Source organism: Nocardia coffeae, assembly GCF_019890715.1.
In the GTDB taxonomy this organism is placed as follows: domain Bacteria; phylum Actinomycetota; class Actinomycetes; order Mycobacteriales; family Mycobacteriaceae; genus Nocardia; species Nocardia jiangxiensis.
This window is the reverse complement of the sequence record NZ_JAINZY010000002.1, coordinates 394,486-410,066: the sequence shown is the minus strand read 5'-3', so window position 1 is coordinate 410,066 and position 15,581 is coordinate 394,486. Positions and strand designations below refer to the sequence as shown.

Genomic DNA, 15,581 nt, shown 5'->3' with positions numbered 1-15,581 from the left:
CGTCCCGACTCTGACGCATTGGGCACACGGCGCCGCGCTCGCGAGCACATCCGGTCTGCTCGCGGACCGGTTCAGCGCATGGACCCAGGCCGGGCTCTGGCGGCGATTACACCGTGCTGTGCTGGATGAACTCGGCGGCAAAGGCTTGATCGACCGGTCGCGTGCGGTGATCGACGCGGCGTCGGTGCGAGCGAAAAAAGGGGACCGCCGACCGGGTCGAGTCCGGTCGACCGCGGCGAGGCCTCCTCACCCTCGCTGCGACTCTGGCCTGCTACAAGAAACTCGCGAAATCAACGACATGAGACACGGTCTAGGCGCGCGTGAAGCATTCGAGCCGGGACAGCGCCTCCAGTTGCTCGAGATATTCCGTCAGTGAGCGATGCCGCAGGCGAGGCTGAACGATGGTGGCTCCGGCCGCATCGAGTTCGCCGATCATGTCTTCGGCCTGCTGCGGCGAGGAACTCGGGTCGAGCTCCTGGGCGGTGCCGACCACCACGTCGAATTCCTGTGCGGCTGGCTCGTATTCGCGCAGTCTGTCGCGCAGTTGAGCAGGGGTGACGGCCGCGGGAATCCAGCCGTCGCCGAGCCGGGCGGCCCGTCGTAGCGCGGCATCGCTGACACCGCCCACCCAGATCGGCATACGATCCTGCATGGCGTACGGATCGACCACCAGATCGGCGAACTGGAAGTATTTTCCCTCGAACTCGGGCATCCGCTGCCCGAGAGCGGCGCGCAATGCCGCGATCGACTCGTCCGCACGACGACCACGATCGGTGAACGACGCGCCCAGCAGCTCGAATTCCTCACGCGCTGTGCCCACTCCGACACCCAGCACGACGCGCCCGCCGCTGATGCGATCCAGGGTTCCATATCGTTTGGCCAGGGCCAGCGGGTGATGGTATCCGAGCACGATCACGCTGGTGCACAAGCGAATCCGCGTCGTCCGGGCGGCAACATACGACAACGTGGCCAGCGGATCCCAATACCGTGTTCCGCGTCCGCCTTTCAGCATCGTCGACGCGGAATGCTCACCCAGCGCAACATGCTCACTGCAGGTGAGATGATCGAACCCCAGCCGATCACCCGTCTCGGCGATACGTGCGATCTCCTCGATCCCGGCCGTCTGCTCCCACGCGGCCGAACGCCCCGGGATATCCAGCACCACCGGAGTACTGATCCCCATCCGCACCGTCACACCGTCTCCCGTCCGATCACCCGTCGTGAACCGCGCAGGGCGATCAGTTCCGCCCGCGCGGGCATCCCGCGCGGCACACGCTACCGCCGTACGCGCGTGCCGTGACCAGACAGTCCGGTCAGCGGGACCACGGAGCGGCACGACCGGCGCCGCCCTGCACCCTGTCGAAAACGCCAGCCCACAAGCTCCCATGGCCGCCGATTCGAGACAGCATCACTGCGAACCGTGGCCACGCGCGAACCCGTTCCCGATACGTCCGCGCTACCCCTTGTGGCCCAGCAGCATTCGCCGAGCGTCTACCACGCCACGGCCTCGTCCCGATAGTTCACGAACCGCAATCCACCCTCACCGCGATGACGTTCCAGAGTGTCGACCACCCCCGGGATGGACTCGTCGATGCTCAGCGGGGCGTGCGGGCCGCCGAGCCCGGTGCGCACATGGCCGGGGCACATCAGCGCCAGAGTGTGTGCGGCATCGGCGTAGCGGACGGCGTAACTGCGCATCAGCTGGTTCAAGGCGGATTTGCTGGCCCGGTAGACGTCCTGGCCGCCGTTGATGTTCAGCGCGATGCTGCCCTGGCGCGAGGACATGACGCCGATGGTGCCGCTCGGCGCGACCAGTGCACGCAGGGATTCGATCACGCGCATCGGGCTCAGCGCGTTGGTGAGCATCACCTCGACGAACATCTCCTCGGGCACCTCGCCGATCGGGATGTTCCCGCGGGTCACGGCAGCGTTGACGAACAGCAGATCGAGAGTGCGACCGGCGAGGCGTTCGCGTAGTCCCGAAATCTGTTGCGGCTCGGTGATATCCAGCGTCTCGACGGTGACTCGCCCGGCGGATTCCTCGGCCAGCTGGTGCAGTCCGGTGCGCTCCTGGCCACGGACCGTGCCGATGACGTTCCAGCCGCGCCGCGCATACTCCGCGGCCAGCGCCAGGCCCAGACTGCGTGACGCGCCGACGATGAGCGCCGTGCGGTCCTCGCTCATGCCCGCACCGCCGGCGCCAGCACCGAATCGCACCATTCCCGGAAGCTGGTCGGGGTCGTATTCTCCGGAGTCCGGGGCACGCCCTCGTTGAGGCCGTCGTTCACCGCGCGCATCATGTCGAGGTAGCCCTGCACGATCGGTTCCGGGAGCCCATGTCCGGTCAGCGAGTCCCGGAGCTGCTCGAAGCTCTGCCGTTCGTAGCGGATCGGGCGGCCCAGAACGTCGGACATGGTGTGCGCCATATCATTCGGCGACAGGTCCGCCGGGCCGAGCACCGGCACCTCCCCCGTTCCGGTCCAGGAGCGATCGAGTAGCAGGCGCGCGCCGACCGCGCCGATATCGCGGGTGGCGACGGTGGGCAGCCGGTGGTCCGGGTCGACGGTATCGGTGAACACGCCCCGATCCCGGATCGAATTCACTTGCCGCAGTAGGTTGTCCATGAAGGCCGGGTTCGCCAGCGCGCGGTGCGCCACACCGGCGCCCGCGATCAGGTCGCCCATGGCCAGCGACGCGGTCACGTGCCCGGCCCGGCCCGCAACGGCGGTACCGCGCCCGAGCGCCGAGACGGTGACGACGTGTCCGACTCCGTGTGTCACGAACGCTTCAGCGGCGGGCCGGGTGAACCCGGTGTACATGGCCTCGAGACTCGGCGCCGGCGAATTCGAGGGAGCCAGCCAGAACACCGCATCCGCCCCGGCGAAGGCACGGTCCAGCACCTCGCGATCACCGTGCGAACCGGTGACGACCTCGATGCGATCGCGGATCTCCTCGGGCAGCCTTCCCGGATCGCGCACGATCACGCGAACTTTCTCGCCGCTCGTATCTTGCTGGGCGACAACGATTTCCAGAACGCGACTGCCGATTTTTCCGGTGGGAGTGGTGATGACGATCATGCTTCGAGTCTCGGTATCCGCACGCGAACGGTCCAATACCCTTGCCGACAATTGATACCCTGAAGGCATGGATTTCGATCTGCGCAAGCTCCGCTATTTCGTCGCGGTGGCCGAGCAGCGGCACTTCGGCCGGGCGGCCGAGCGGCTGTACATCGCCCAACCGGTGCTCAGTCGCCAGATCAGGGCATTCGAACAGGAACTCTCGTGCACACTGCTCGAACGCACCACCCGCAGTGTCGCGCTGACCCCGGCCGGAGAGCAGCTCTATCAGGAAGCGCAGGGGCTGCTCGCGGCCGTCGACGCCGCGGTGCGGCGGGTGCACGACATCGACCGCGGCGTGCAGCGGCTCGTGGTGGCCTTCTCCCCCGGACTCCATGTGTCCGAGGCGATTCGGGCGTTCACCGCGCGTCATCCGGACGTCGAGACCGACCTGATCCCGGTGCGCTGGTGGGAGCCCGACACGCCACTGCGGGACGGCCGCGCCCAGGTCGGTTATCTACGACGACCGTTCGACGATTCGGGATTGCGCACCATACCCATCGGGCACGAATCGCGCGTCGCCTGCATGCCCGCGACGCACCCGCTCGCCGCGCACGGCGAACTCACCCGCGCGGATCTCGACGGCGAACACATGCTCGACGCCACGACCCGCCGCACCGCCTCGCTCGAGCAGAAGTTCGAGCTCATCGCCGCCGGGCACGGCATCGCCATCGTCCCGTCGAGCGTCGCGCAGGCCTACTCGCGCGCCGACCTGGTGCACCGGCCGCTCACCGATGTCCCGCCCGTCCAGACATGTCTGGTCGCTCCCGCGGACCGCCGCGAGAAACCGGTCCGCGAATTCCTCGACATCGCCGCCGCGACGCTCCGGGCGAGCTGATCAGCCGCAACCCGAATCTGTCACCGGTCCGTATTACTGTGGCGGCGTGGGGTTCAGCGATTACGGACCGGGTGATGTCGTCTATTTCCCGGCGGGGCCGTTCATCGGCATCTGCGGTGTCGTGCACGAGGTGGATGCCCGCCGCGCGACGCTTCGCCTCGAATTCGGCGAGGGTCTCGCGCACCGCGAAGGCGGGGTGCTACGGGAGCGGCGGCACCGTATGACGGTCGGTTTCGACGAGGTCGAACTCGTCTAGCCGCTCCCCTGCCGACGATTCGGCGTGCGGCTCAGCGCAGTTCGGCGATCACCTCGGCCAGGCCGCTCATTCGGGACTCGGACACCGAATAGTGGGTGATCGAGTACTCGTCGCGGTAGTGCCGCAGGGTGTCGGCGATATCGCGCGCGGTGCCGTGCAGGACGCCGGGCAGATAGCGGTACTGCTCCTCGGTCAGCCCCGGATTGAACCTGCGCACCATGCCCAGATCGGACTCGTGGCCTTCCACCTCGATCGCCTGGACGGTCAGGCCCAGTTCGAGATCGGCGAAACGCTCCCCGGCAGCCTCACGAACGAACTCCACACGCCGGGCGAGCGCGGCGACTCCCGCTGCGTCGGAATCGAGGTCCGCACCGACAGGCACCCCGGCCATCGCGACCGTATCGGCGTACTCGGCGGCCACTCGGATCAACCGGTCACCGGCACCGGCCACGAGCACCGGAATCGGGTGCGGCAGCGGCGGCTGATGATCGTTCGCGAACAGCTTGCGGATCTCGCCGAGGGACTCGGCCAGGTTCTCGATCCGCTGCCGCCCGCCCGGGAAAGGCAGTCCGGCAACCTCGAATTCGGGCTTGGCGAAATCCGGTCCGGCCCCGATGCCGAAGTCGAACCGTCCGTCGGTGAGCAGGCCCATACTCGCCACGTCCCGGGCCAGCAGGGCGGGGCGGTAGAAGCCGGAGTTGAGCACCATCGTGCCGACCCGCACCCGGCTGGTTGCCTCGGCCATGGTGATCAGCGCCGGGAACGGGGAGACCATGCCGAGATGGTCGGCGACCTGGACCACGTCGAAGCCCAGATCTTCGGCCTGGCGGGCCCGGTCCTGCCACTCACTGCGCGGGCCGGTGGAGGTTATTCCGACCGCGAAACGAAAAGGCCGCGGTGTCAGGTCATTTCGATTATCGTCCACGTCTGCCCACCGTAGTCGCAGGCGAGGGCGAGGGCATCCGATTACTTTCGCCAGGGGTCAGTGTTCCCCGGACAACGCGTATCGCACGCCGCGAACCGCATCACTCAGCGGACGGCTCTGTTCGTCGGGCGGCTCGGGCACCTCCGGGATGGGCCGGCCGGTCCGGATGTCCTCGGCCATCGCGTGCACGGTCTCGGCCAATCCCGCCGCAGCCGGTGCCGGTGCACCGTGTGCGGTGCGTGCGACCGTCGCGGTCGCGACATCCAAGGCTCGTTCCGCGGCGATGACCGCGGGCCACCAAGCCAGCATGCGACGACTCACCGCCGCGGGTTCGGCGATCGCGCGCTGGAACGAGGTGCGCAGATCCCCGAGGCGGTCGTAGGCCGCGCGGCGCAGCTGCGGCAGATTCGCCTCCTCGGAACCGAAAGCGCCGCCGAAGTATTCGGCGATCGCGTCGAGCGCGTCGGCCAGCCGGGGCCGCACCGGGGCCTGCCAGCTGCCGGGCCACGGCAGATATCCCAGGATCAGCACGATCGCGCAGCCGACGACCGCGTCCAGCAGCCGGATCTCGGCCAATTCCCAGCCGATGTGCGCGGGCAGATCGATGAACAGGATCACCAGCGGCGTCTGGAACGTCGAGAACAGTCCCCAGTTCCGGCGTTTGCCGTACGGCATCGCGAAGGCCAGCAGCGCGATCGGAATCAGCAGCCACGGCCCGTCCGAGGCGATGGCCAGCAGCGCGGCGCCGATCACCGCGCCGACGATGGTGCCCAGCCCGCGTTGCAGCGCACGCGCGAACACCGACCCGAAGTCGGGCTTGAGCACCACTGCCACGGTCAACATCACCCAGTACGACCGTTGCAGCGGGAACAGCTCGCTCACCGCGCCCGCAACCGCCATGCACACCGACAGCCGCAGCGCGAACAAACGCAGCAGGCGACCGGTCCACATCTCCGCCAGCACCGCGCGCACCGGCCGCCGCGGTCGCGCACCGGTCGAGGACTGCACCTGTTCACTCAGATAGTCGCCGTCGACCAGTTCCATCGCACCGGCCAGCGCCGAACGCAGCGCACGCCGCGCCGGAGTCGCCGCGCTCTGCGCATCGGGCATCGGTGTGGCGGTGTGCGGCTCACCGAGAACCGCCGCGGCGATCTGCTCGGCATACCGCGCCGATTTCGGGGCCGCGTCGATACTCTCCAGATCCAGTGCCACGCCCGCATCGCGCACCACACTCGACTGATTCAGCAGCGCAACGAGTCTGGTGCGTTCACGCTGGGAACCCGGCGACCACGAGCGCGCGGCGAGGATGGCTTCGTAGGCGGTGCGCCGCGCCTGGCCGAAGCTCGCGGCAGTGTCGGCGTTCGGGGTGCGCAGGAAATCCGCCAGCGCGCGATAGGTCGCGGCCACGCCTTCGCGTTCGGGGAGCGTCGGATGCATCGGCCAGATCAGCAGGACCAGCAGAATCGTCCAGCAGGCTCCGGCGACGAACATCGCGGCGTTGTGCCACGGCGCGCCGGCCAGCGGCATCCCGGTCGCCACCACGGAGGTGACCAGCAGGTTCAGCCCGGCGACCGAACCGGTACCGCCTGCCCCGCTCAACAGCGCGGCCACCAGCGACAATGCCGTGATGGCCAGCACCGTCCACCAGCCCAGCCCGCGGATGTAGCCGCCCGCGAGGAATCCGGCCGCACCGGCCACCGCCACCACCACGAACCGCAGCGACCGCGCCCGATACGAGCCGCCCTGATCGGCCGCCACCGCGGTGAGCGCACCCATCGCGGGCAACGTCCCGTCGATCAGCCGACCCGCGGCAACCGCGACCGCCAACGGCGTCACCACCGCGATCAGGCACAACGTCATCCGGCCCCAGGGCGGCGTCGCGGGCGCCGGCCGCACCACCTCGACCAGCCAGCCGGGCGCGAGATCCGCGATCGCCCGACGCGAGGCCCACTGCCTGTCCATACCTGCATCCTCGCCCTCGGGAACCGGAAACCGCACAGCATCGCAACGATAACCAACCTCACCCCGGTTTTCGGCGAGAACGACCCGCATCCCAGCAACCGATCAGCACAACGATGCGGTCGGCGGCGCGCGGCATCGCCATATCGCGGACACAGTTGCCGGACGAATACGCGAGATCGGCACGGCAGCAATGAATTTGCGGACGAACGGCGCTGCTCGCCGACTGTCGGCCCGGACGCACAGTCGCGCTTCGCAGGCACCGTGCGCGCCGAGCTGCTTCAGCTCGCGCATGGTCCAACAGTTGCCTGGTGACGAACTCGCGCAGCCTTCGTCAGTACTCGTCCAGCAGCGCGAAGTGTCCGGCGGTCGGATCCAGTGCCCAGGAATTTCGAAGAGTCGCTCGTCCGCCCGTTCGGGCTCGCCCGTGTGTTCGATTGCCGTTCCCGTTGCTCGGCCGGGCCTGTGCCGCACTAGCGTGGAGCTGTCCGCAGACCGACGTTCCGGGCGCGCGGTGTCGGGTCGTCGGCACGGGGTGCGTCCGCGAGAGGAGCTCCGATGGCAAAGATCCTGTTCGTGATGACCGGCGTCGACTATTGGACGCTGGCCGACGGGACCGCGCATCCGACCGGGTATTGGGCCGAGGAGTTCGTCGCACCGTATCGGGCGTTCACCGGGGCGGGGCACGAGATCACCGTCGCCACGCCGGGAGCGGTCGAACCGGTGGCCGACGCTGGCAGTCTGGCGCCGGAGTTCAATGGCGGGGCCGAGGGGGCCGCCGAGGTCGCGGCCGCGCTCGAGGCCGCGAAGGAACTGCGGAATCCGGTCGATCTGGCGACTGTGCGGACGTCCGATTACGACGCGGTCTTCTACCCGGGTGGGCACGGTCCGATGCAGGATCTGGCGGTGAACGCCGATTCCGCGCGTGTGCTCAACGAGATGCTCGCCTCGGGTAGACCCTTGGGCGTGGTGTGCCATGCTCCGGCGGCGCTGCTGGCCACCGAGTCGGCGGCGGGTTCTCCGTTCGTCGGTTATCGGCTCACCGGATTCACCAATGTCGAGGAGAGTCAGGCCGGATTCGCCGACAAGGCCGTGTGGCTGCTTCAGGATCGCCTGGTCGCGCTGGGTGTCGATTTCCGCGACGGCGCGCCGTGGGCCCCGCACATCGAGGTGGACCGGAACCTGTACACCGGACAGAATCCGGCCTCGGCGCAGCCGCTCGCGGACGAAATACTCACTGCCCTGGGCTGATTCAGCGCTGGCGGTCCTCTTGCCAGCGCTGCACCGCCGTCTGCACGGCCTCCTCGTCCTCGAGGGCGTGCGCGCCGGACGCGCCCGCGGCGCCCAGCACCACGTCGCCGTCGGTGATCAGGACGCCGCCCGCCCACGGGACGAAGTCGCCGCCGTAGAGGTGCTGGATGCTGTCGACGATGCTGCCGGGCAGGTCGATCCGGCCGGAGGACCGCAGGGACAGCAACGCGGTGCGCGCCTTGGCCACCGCGATCCGGCTGGTCATCGGCATGCCTCCGTCACCGCGCCGCAGGACGACGACCTCACCGGTGAGGTCCAGGACGGCGACCGCGAGCGGCGGGAAGCCTCGTTCGACGCCGACCGCCAGCGCGGTGTTCACCAGATGGTCGGCCTCGGCCAGCGTGAGCCCGGGAAGGCGTGGAGTATTCGACACGACGCAAAAGTACACCGGCGGTCTGCGGGGCCGTCCCTACCTGCGGTGCAGGGCAACGATATTCGCTCCGGCGGCTCTGCCTCACCGATCCGGGACTCGACCCTCACGCGGATCGCGGGCCGAGGCGGACGTCGCCGCACGCGAGACGGGCAACGGCGCGAGCCGCCCGATCACTCGGTGGTCCCGCCGGTTCGGTAGCGGCCTGGGGTGGTACCGACGATCCCGGTGAAGGCCGCGATGAAGCCGCTGGGGTTGGCCCATCCGCACGCGTGGGCCACGTGGGTGATGTCGTGGCCGTGGGCGAGCAGGACCAGGGCGTGATGAATGCGCACCTGGGTGCGCCACTCGTAGAAGCTCATGCCGAGCTCGTTGCGGAACAGCCGGCTGAGCGTCCGGGCTCCGGCGCCGACGGTGCGGCCGAGTTCGGCCAATGACCTGTTGTCCGAGGGTGTTTCGTACAGCAGCCGGGCGACGGCACGCAATCTGTCGTCCAGCGGCTCGGGCAGTTGCAGCGGTTGTTCGCGGGCCTCGCGCAGTTCGTCGACCAGCACTCGATGCAGCCGGGTGCGCGCGGCGCGGTCGTACTCGCGAGGACCGGTCAGACTCAGCACGACCTCACGAGCCAGACCGGACGCGGTGAAGACGACGGGACGCTCGGGCAGGAGCCGCGCCAGGGACGGCGACAGGAACACGATCCGCATGTCGGTGTCCCCGTGCGCCCGGTGCCGATGCGTGAATCCGGCTGGGGTCCAGGCGATTCGGTTGGCCGGAACGATCGATGTGCCACGTTCGGAGCGCACCGACAGCACGCCGCGGGCCGCGTACACCAGATGTCCGCGACGATGGGAATGCTGCGAGCTCGTTGCCCCGGTCGGCCACAGATGCACCCCGCCGGAGGGCCACAACCGCGATGTGACACCCGTTCGGGAAGGTTGGCGGGCTATGGGCACAGCCTGGCATTCTATCGGTGGGCGGCCATACCGTCACTGCACGACAGTGGGCCTATGCACGACAACCTCCGAACGAACACCACCCACCCGGAACCCGCGAACACAACCACGATGCAGGCGGCGGTCTGCGTCGGCGCGGGAGGCCCGGACGTACTCGAGATCCACGACCTGCCGATTCCGTCGATCCGTCCGGGCTGGACGCTGGTCCGGGTGCGGGGCGCGGGCCTGAACCGGTCCGAGCTCAGAACCCGTCAGGGCCACTCCCCGAGTGTCACCTTCCCGCGTGTGCTGGGCATCGAATGCGTGGGCACCGTGGCGGCCTCGACCGATCCGGCGCTGCCCGAGGGGACGACCGTCGCGGCGGTGATGGGTGAGATGGGACGCGAATTCGACGGCGGCTACGCACAATACGCGCTGCTGCCCGATGCGCTGCTGATGCCGGTCGACACGACGCTGCCCTGGGACGTCCTGGCCGCCCTGCCCGAGACCTACCTCACCGCGCAGGGCGCACTCGACGCGGCCGGGCTCACGCCGGGCACCGGAAGCCGGTTGCTGATCCGCGGCGGAACCTCCTCGGTCGGGCTGGCCGCGGTGTCGATCGCCGCCGGTTACGGCGCCCGGATCGCGGCCACGACCCGGCGACGGGACCGAATCGACGCACTCGTCGCGGCGGGCGTCCAGCACGCCCTGGTCGATGAGGGCGCATCGCTCGCCGACGCCGTGCACGCGGTCTGGCCCGACGGCCCCGATCACGTACTGGATCTGGTGGGCGCCGCGACCGCGGTGGACTCGCTGCGTCTGGTGCGCCGCGGCGGGACGGTGTGCGTGGCAGGCTCGTTGAGCGGCTGGACGCTCCACGATTTCGAACCGATCGCGATGATCCCGTCCGGCACCAAGCTCACCGCCTTTCACAGCAACGACTTTCGAGGCCGTGCGGGCAGAGACGTTCTGCAACGGGTCATTCACCAGGTGGAGTCGGGGGCCTACCGCCCCGCCATCGACCGTGTGGTGGGTCTCGACGAGATCGCCGCGACCCACCGATACATGGAGTACAACGAGGCCGTCGGCAAAGTAGTGCTGCTGCCCTGGGCCGCGGACCGGCTACCGAAGGAGTCCGCGCGCATGGTAGGTCCCGGTGCGGCAGAGCGGTACTGAACATTCGCTGCCGAACCACCCACCGCTGCGGCCCTTGCGCTGCCACTACCGGCGTTGCAGGGCAACGTCGTTCGATCAGGTGGCATTCAATCCCGCTCTGCCACTAAGATTCTCACGACAGTTATCGGGCAAGCTCCACGATTGCGAAAAGAGCCTCGTCATGATTCTCGTGGCCCTTCACCTTCACGAAGCCGTTCTCGCACAGGTCGGCAACCCCACCCCCGAGACACCGCCCGCGGCGGACAAATTGATGAAGCTCGTGCGGTACTTCACCTGGTTCGTCATCATGTCCGGGATCCTCGCAATCGTCTACGCCGGAGGCCATTTCGCCTGGGAGAAGTGGACCGGCGGCGGCTCGCAGTCACCGAAGATGGTGGCGGGAGCCATGATCGGCGGACTCGTCGCGACCAGCGCGGGGACGATCATGAACGCCGTCATCGGGACATAGCCGCAGCCGATCGCCGTCCGGTCGCGACGGCGGTGAACGACAACGCCACCACGGTTCGGATCACGCCGATGGCAAACCTTACGCACCTCGGTGGACCGGCCTAGCCTGCCGGACTGTGATTACTCTCGACCGGACGCCGGGCGGTACCGGTGTCCGGGCCCGCACGGTCGCCGTGGGCAGCATGATCGGCACCACCATCGAGTGGTACGACTTCTACCTGTACGCCACCGCGTCCGCGCTGGTGTTCAAACCGCTGTTCTTCCCGAACGTCTCGTCCACGGCGGGCACGCTGGCCTCGTTCGCCACGTACGCGGCCGGATTCGGGGCCCGGCCGATCGGCGCGATCATCTCCGGGCATCTCGGGGATCGACTGGGGCGCAAGAGCGTTCTGGTCGGCGCGTTGCTGCTGATGGGAGTGGCCACCGCCGCGATCGGTGTACTGCCGACCTATGCGCAGGCGGGTGTTGCCGCCCCGGCGCTCCTGGCGGCGTTGCGGCTGATCCAGGGTCTGGCCGTCGGCGCGGAATGGGGTGGCGCGGCGCTGCTTTCGGTCGAGCACGCCCCGCCCGGTCGGCGCGGGCTGTTCGGCAGTTTCACCCAGCTCGGTTCACCGGCCGGAATGCTGCTGGCCACCGGCGTTTTCGCCGGGACCCGGATCGCGCTGGGGTCGCGGGCGTTCCTCGATTACGGCTGGCGAATCCCGTTCCTGCTCAGCATCATCCTGGTGGTGATCGGTCTGCTGGTGCGATTGCGCCTCACCGACGCCGAGGTGTTCGAACGTCTGCGCCGCGAAGGCGCGCAGGCCAGACTCCCGATCGTCGAGGTGTTGCGCACCCAGCCACGAAATGTGCTGCTCACCACGGGACTTCGACTGTCCCAGATCGCGTTGTTCGTGCTGCTGACCACCTACTCGCTGACCTACCTGGACACCGTCTTCGGCAAGGGCAGTCAGGTCGGTCTGATCGCGGTGCTGATCTCCTCGGCGCTGGGTTTCCTGAGCACCCCCGGATGGGCGCTGCTGTCGGATCGGGTGGGCCGTCGCCCGCTGTATCTGTTCGGCGCGGTGGCGGGAGTGCTCGCGCTGGTGTTGTTCTTCGTGGCCGCCGCGACCGGATCGGCGATCGCGGTGGTACTGGCGATCGTGGTGGGGGTCAACATCGTGCACGATTCCATGTACGGTCCGCAGGCCGCGTGGTTCGCCGAACTGTTCGACGTCCGCGTGCGCTACAGCGGCGCATCACTGGGATATCAGATCGGCGCGGTGCTCTCGGGCGGGTTCGCGCCGCTCATCGCGGCCGCGCTGCTGTCCGTCGGCGGCGGGCGGCCGTGGCTGATCGTGGTGTATTTCGCTGTGCTGGCGGCGATCACGTTCGTCTCGGCGCGCGTCGCGCGGGACACCTACCGCGATGATCTCGGGGAGCACGTATGAGTCGGATCCATCTCAACGCGTTCGACATGGCCTGTGTCGGACATCAATCGGCGGGCCTGTGGCGGCACCCCGACGATCAGGGCCATCGCTATCGCGAACTGAGCTATTGGACCGAACTGGCCCGGACCCTGGAGGACGGCGGTTTCGACGCGTTGTTCCTGGCCGACATCCTGGGCGTGTACGACGTCTACGGCGGATCCCGGGACGCGGCGGTCACCGATGCGGCGCAGTTCCCGGTCAACGATCCGAGCCTGGCGATCTCGGCCATGGCCGCGGTGACGCGCACACTGGGTTTCGGCGTCACCCTCTCGCTCACCTACGAGCAGCCGTACGCACTCGCGCGCAGGCTCTCGACGCTGGACCATCTGACCGGCGGCCGGGTGGCCTGGAATATCGTGACCTCCTATCTGGACAGTGCCGCACGCAATCTCGGGCTCGGCACGCAGATTCCGCACGATCAGCGCTACGAGATCGCCGAGGAGTATCTCGAGGTCTGCTACAAGCTGTGGGAGGGGTCGTGGGAATCCGATGCGGTCGTGCGCGATCGCGAGCGCGGGGTGTTCGTCGATCCGTCGAAGGTGCACGACATCGACCACAGCGGACGGTATTTCACCGTGCCGGGCCCGTTCCTGTGTGAGCCGTCCGCGCAGCGCACGCCCGTGCTGTTCCAGGCGGGAGCCTCGCCGCGCGGTGTGCGGTTCGCCGCCGCACATGCCGAGGCGGTGTTCGTCTCGGGTCCGACCCCGCAGGTCGTGCGCGGACCGGTGCGCGCATTGCGTGCCGCCGCAGCCGAATTCGGCCGCGATCCGCGCTCGATCAAGGTCTTCACCATGGTGACACCGATCGTCGCCGAGACGCACGAGCGGGCCGCGGCGAAACTCGCCGAGTACCGGAAACTGGTGAGCACGAACGGCGCGTTCGCCCTGTTCGGCGGCTGGACCGGGGTGGATCTGGCCCAACTCGATCCCGACGAACCGTTGCGCTACACCGATACCGACGCCAACCGATCCGCCCTGTCCTCCTTCACCACCGCCGACCCGGACCGCACCTGGACCCCGCGCCAACTCGCCGAGGAGATCGGGCTGGGCGGTCGCGGGCCGCTCCTGGTCGGCGACCCGCGCGAAGTCGCCGACGAGCTGGAACGCTGGATCGCCGAGGCCGACGTGGACGGCTTCAACATCGCGTACGTCACCACTCCGGGCACCTTCGCCGATTTCGGCCGTCTCGTGGTCCCCGAACTGCGCCGCCGTGGCCGAGTCCCCGCCCACCCCGAACCCGGCACTCTGCGCGAACGACTCGGCGGCGCGGGATCGCATCTCGCACCGGACCATCCGGGCGCGACCTACCGTCACGTTCACCCCACGTCACCGACATCCGCCTGATCCGCGATATCGACTCGCGATCGCCGAGCAGTTCGGACCCCTCCCGCTGCGGGGATATACCGTTGTCGCATAGCCGATCCGGTTTCGCATCCGAGGAGACTGAACTGTTGAACAGCGCCGACCCCATGACCGACCAGCAGCGATCCCCTGTGCTGATGGCCGACGAACGGATCGGCGTGAACGATGCCGTGGCGGCCGCGGTGACCCGTTCGGTGGGCTCGATGCCCACCCTGTACCTGGTGCTGGTGGCGTTCACCGTGTACGCCGCACTCGCGACCTGGTGGCCTCCGCTGCACCGGGCCGATCCGTATCCGTTCCCGTTCCTGCTGTTCCTGAACAACGTCGCGCAACTCGTGCTGTGCCTGGTCATCCTGGTGGGCCAGCGAGTCCTGAGCGCCGCGGCGGACCGCCGCTCGGTGCAGACCTACGAGAACACGGAGATGGTGTTCCAGCAGGTCGTGGATCTGCAGGCGCATCTGGACCGGCAGGATCGGGAGTTGAGTCGCGGGCTGAGCCTGCTCGAGTCGAGTCCGCATCCGTGGATCGAACAGCACCGGGTGCAGGATCCGCCGCAGGCCGCCGATCAGGCGGTCACCCTCAACGACCGGATCGCGGCGTGGCTGACCACCCGGCTGGGCAGCGTCTGGGCGTTCTATCTGGCGGCCGGAACGCAGATCCTGTGGATCGTGCTGGCGCAGACCGGGGTTCAGCGGTTCGACCGATATCCGTTCCTGTTCATGACGTTTCTGTCCTCGCTGGCCCAGCTGGTGTTCATGATCGTGATCATGGTCGGCCAGGATGTGCTGGGCCGCACCGGAGATCGCCGCTCCGAGCAGACCTTCCTGGACGCGCAGGCGGTACTGCACGAATGCCGCCGGATGAAGCAGCGGTTCATCGCGCAGGACCGGGTGATCGACAGTCTCACCGGATACGTCACCGGTCAGGTCACCGAGCGGCTGGCACAGGCGATGCACGATACGAGCGAACGCGTGGCACATCAGGCCCGGGTGCACGAGGCCATGACCACCGGCCGGGTCCCGGCCGAGGCCGATGTGCTGCGCCCGTGGGCGGAGCTGGCCGACCGCAAGCGTGCGGCGAGCCGATTGCAGGCCCGCCGCATCGGCGAGAACCTCGCCGCGATCGGCTGTTTCATGGTGCCGGCCTTCGACCAAGAGTTGGCGGCACAACTCGACGACGCCGAGGTGCGCAGACTCGCCGAACTCGAATACGGCCACTGGATGCAGGACCGGATCACCGCGCGATTCACGAATCTGTCCGAATGGCACGACCGGGACGATGCGCTGCCGCTGCCCTGGGAGGAATTGCCCGACGCCGCGCAGCTTCAGCATCTGCGCGCGGCCCGGCGTATTCCGATCGTGGTGGAGCAGGCGGGTTTTCAGGTGTTGCGCGCCGCGCCTGCCGCGGGATGACCAGGGCGG

The 15,581-nt window shown here is 68.4% G+C and carries 15 protein-coding genes; 8 read left to right on the top strand and 7 right to left on the bottom strand.

Going from position 1 to position 15,581, the window contains the following annotated elements; genetic code table 11:
• Positions 1–310: 310 nt before the first annotated feature.
• From K7711_RS10990 to K7711_RS10980, 3 genes are all read right to left on the bottom strand, one after another.
• Complete coding sequence (locus tag K7711_RS10990) at positions 311–1,189, bottom strand: TIGR03619 family F420-dependent LLM class oxidoreductase (protein ID WP_308014699.1); 879 nt, start codon at positions 1,187–1,189, stop codon at positions 311–313.
• Positions 1,190–1,491: 302 nt separating this feature from the next.
• Entirely contained in the window at positions 1,492–2,184 is a 693-nt protein-coding gene (locus K7711_RS10985; protein WP_222967873.1) for an SDR family NAD(P)-dependent oxidoreductase, read from the bottom strand.
• Entirely contained in the window at positions 2,181–3,077 is an 897-nt protein-coding gene (locus K7711_RS10980; RefSeq protein WP_222967871.1) for an NAD(P)H-binding protein, read from the bottom strand. The genes K7711_RS10985 and K7711_RS10980 overlap by 4 nt, the downstream gene beginning before the upstream one ends.
• Positions 3,078–3,144: 67 nt before the next feature.
• Here K7711_RS10980 and K7711_RS10975 point away from each other — a divergent pair, with 67 nt between their 5' ends.
• Together K7711_RS10975 and K7711_RS10970 are read left to right on the top strand one after the other, a co-directional pair.
• Positions 3,145–3,954 (top strand): LysR family transcriptional regulator, encoded by an 810-nt coding sequence (locus K7711_RS10975; RefSeq protein ID WP_222967869.1) that lies wholly within the window; start codon positions 3,145–3,147, stop codon positions 3,952–3,954.
• Between the two features lie 46 nt (positions 3,955–4,000).
• Positions 4,001–4,210 carry a hypothetical protein gene (locus K7711_RS10970; protein ID WP_222967867.1) on the top strand — a complete coding sequence of 70 codons (210 nt, stop codon included), beginning with the start codon at positions 4,001–4,003 and terminating at the stop codon, positions 4,208–4,210.
• Between the two features lie 31 nt (positions 4,211–4,241).
• Here the strand turns inward: K7711_RS10970 and K7711_RS10965 are convergent, their stop codons facing one another.
• Both K7711_RS10965 and K7711_RS10960 read right to left on the bottom strand, forming a co-directional pair.
• Positions 4,242–5,135: a TIGR03621 family F420-dependent LLM class oxidoreductase gene (locus K7711_RS10965; protein ID WP_308014631.1), complete on the bottom strand. Its 894-nt coding sequence runs from the start codon at positions 5,133–5,135 to the stop codon at positions 4,242–4,244.
• A 57-nt stretch (positions 5,136–5,192) separates the two neighbouring features.
• Positions 5,193–7,097: an FUSC family protein gene (locus K7711_RS10960; RefSeq protein WP_222967865.1), complete on the bottom strand. Its 1,905-nt coding sequence runs from the start codon at positions 7,095–7,097 to the stop codon at positions 5,193–5,195.
• A 555-nt stretch (positions 7,098–7,652) separates the two neighbouring features.
• Here K7711_RS10960 and K7711_RS10955 point away from each other — a divergent pair.
• Positions 7,653–8,345 carry a type 1 glutamine amidotransferase domain-containing protein gene (locus K7711_RS10955; protein ID WP_222967856.1) on the top strand — a complete coding sequence of 231 codons (693 nt, stop codon included), beginning with the start codon at positions 7,653–7,655 and terminating at the stop codon, positions 8,343–8,345.
• Position 8,346: 1 nt separating this feature from the next.
• Here K7711_RS10955 and K7711_RS10950 read toward each other — a convergent pair whose 3' ends face one another.
• Together K7711_RS10950 and K7711_RS10945 are read right to left on the bottom strand one after the other, a co-directional pair.
• Positions 8,347–8,778 (bottom strand): GlcG/HbpS family heme-binding protein, encoded by a 432-nt coding sequence (locus K7711_RS10950; protein WP_222967854.1) that lies wholly within the window; start codon positions 8,776–8,778, stop codon positions 8,347–8,349.
• 170 nt (positions 8,779–8,948) lie between these two features.
• Positions 8,949–9,728 carry an AraC family transcriptional regulator gene (locus tag K7711_RS10945; protein WP_222967852.1) on the bottom strand — a complete coding sequence of 260 codons (780 nt, stop codon included), beginning with the start codon at positions 9,726–9,728 and terminating at the stop codon, positions 8,949–8,951.
• Between the two features lie 54 nt (positions 9,729–9,782).
• Here K7711_RS10945 and K7711_RS10940 point away from each other — a divergent pair, with 54 nt between their 5' ends.
• From K7711_RS10940 to K7711_RS10920, 5 genes are all read left to right on the top strand, one after another.
• Positions 9,783–10,883, top strand: a complete 1,101-nt coding sequence (locus K7711_RS10940; RefSeq protein WP_222967844.1) for a zinc-binding dehydrogenase — start codon at positions 9,783–9,785, stop codon at positions 10,881–10,883.
• Positions 10,884–11,043: 160 nt separating this feature from the next.
• Positions 11,044–11,331, top strand: a complete 288-nt coding sequence (locus K7711_RS10935) for a hypothetical protein (protein WP_040832168.1) — start codon at positions 11,044–11,046, stop codon at positions 11,329–11,331.
• Between the two features lie 181 nt (positions 11,332–11,512).
• Positions 11,513–12,760: an MFS transporter gene (locus tag K7711_RS10930; RefSeq protein ID WP_222969272.1), complete on the top strand. Its 1,248-nt coding sequence runs from the start codon at positions 11,513–11,515 to the stop codon at positions 12,758–12,760.
• Positions 12,757–14,142, top strand: a complete 1,386-nt coding sequence (locus K7711_RS10925; RefSeq protein ID WP_222967842.1) for an LLM class flavin-dependent oxidoreductase — start codon at positions 12,757–12,759, stop codon at positions 14,140–14,142. The genes K7711_RS10930 and K7711_RS10925 overlap by 4 nt, the downstream gene beginning before the upstream one ends.
• A 107-nt stretch (positions 14,143–14,249) precedes the next feature.
• Positions 14,250–15,572 carry a DUF1003 domain-containing protein gene (locus K7711_RS10920; RefSeq protein ID WP_222967840.1) on the top strand — a complete coding sequence of 441 codons (1,323 nt, stop codon included), beginning with the start codon at positions 14,250–14,252 and terminating at the stop codon, positions 15,570–15,572.
• The last annotated feature ends 9 nt before the right edge of the window (positions 15,573–15,581 follow it).

Excerpts from the sequence above, each read along its gene's own strand:
- K7711_RS10985 (WP_222967873.1), bottom strand. The coding sequence starts at position 2,184 with ATGAGCGAGGACCGCACGGCGCTCATCGTCGGCGCGTCACGCAGTCTG.
- K7711_RS10980 (WP_222967871.1), bottom strand. The coding sequence starts at position 3,077 with ATGATCGTCATCACCACTCCCACCGGAAAAATCGGCAGTCGCGTTCTG.
- K7711_RS10975 (WP_222967869.1), top strand. The coding sequence starts at position 3,145 with ATGGATTTCGATCTGCGCAAGCTCCGCTATTTCGTCGCGGTGGCCGAG.
- K7711_RS10960 (WP_222967865.1), bottom strand. The coding sequence starts at position 7,097 with ATGGACAGGCAGTGGGCCTCGCGTCGGGCGATCGCGGATCTCGCGCCC.
- K7711_RS10955 (WP_222967856.1), top strand. The coding sequence starts at position 7,653 with ATGGCAAAGATCCTGTTCGTGATGACCGGCGTCGACTATTGGACGCTG.
- K7711_RS10940 (WP_222967844.1), top strand. The coding sequence starts at position 9,783 with ATGCACGACAACCTCCGAACGAACACCACCCACCCGGAACCCGCGAAC.
- K7711_RS10935 (WP_040832168.1), top strand. The coding sequence starts at position 11,044 with ATGATTCTCGTGGCCCTTCACCTTCACGAAGCCGTTCTCGCACAGGTC.
- K7711_RS10930 (WP_222969272.1), top strand. The coding sequence starts at position 11,513 with ATGATCGGCACCACCATCGAGTGGTACGACTTCTACCTGTACGCCACC.
- K7711_RS10925 (WP_222967842.1), top strand. The coding sequence starts at position 12,757 with ATGAGTCGGATCCATCTCAACGCGTTCGACATGGCCTGTGTCGGACAT.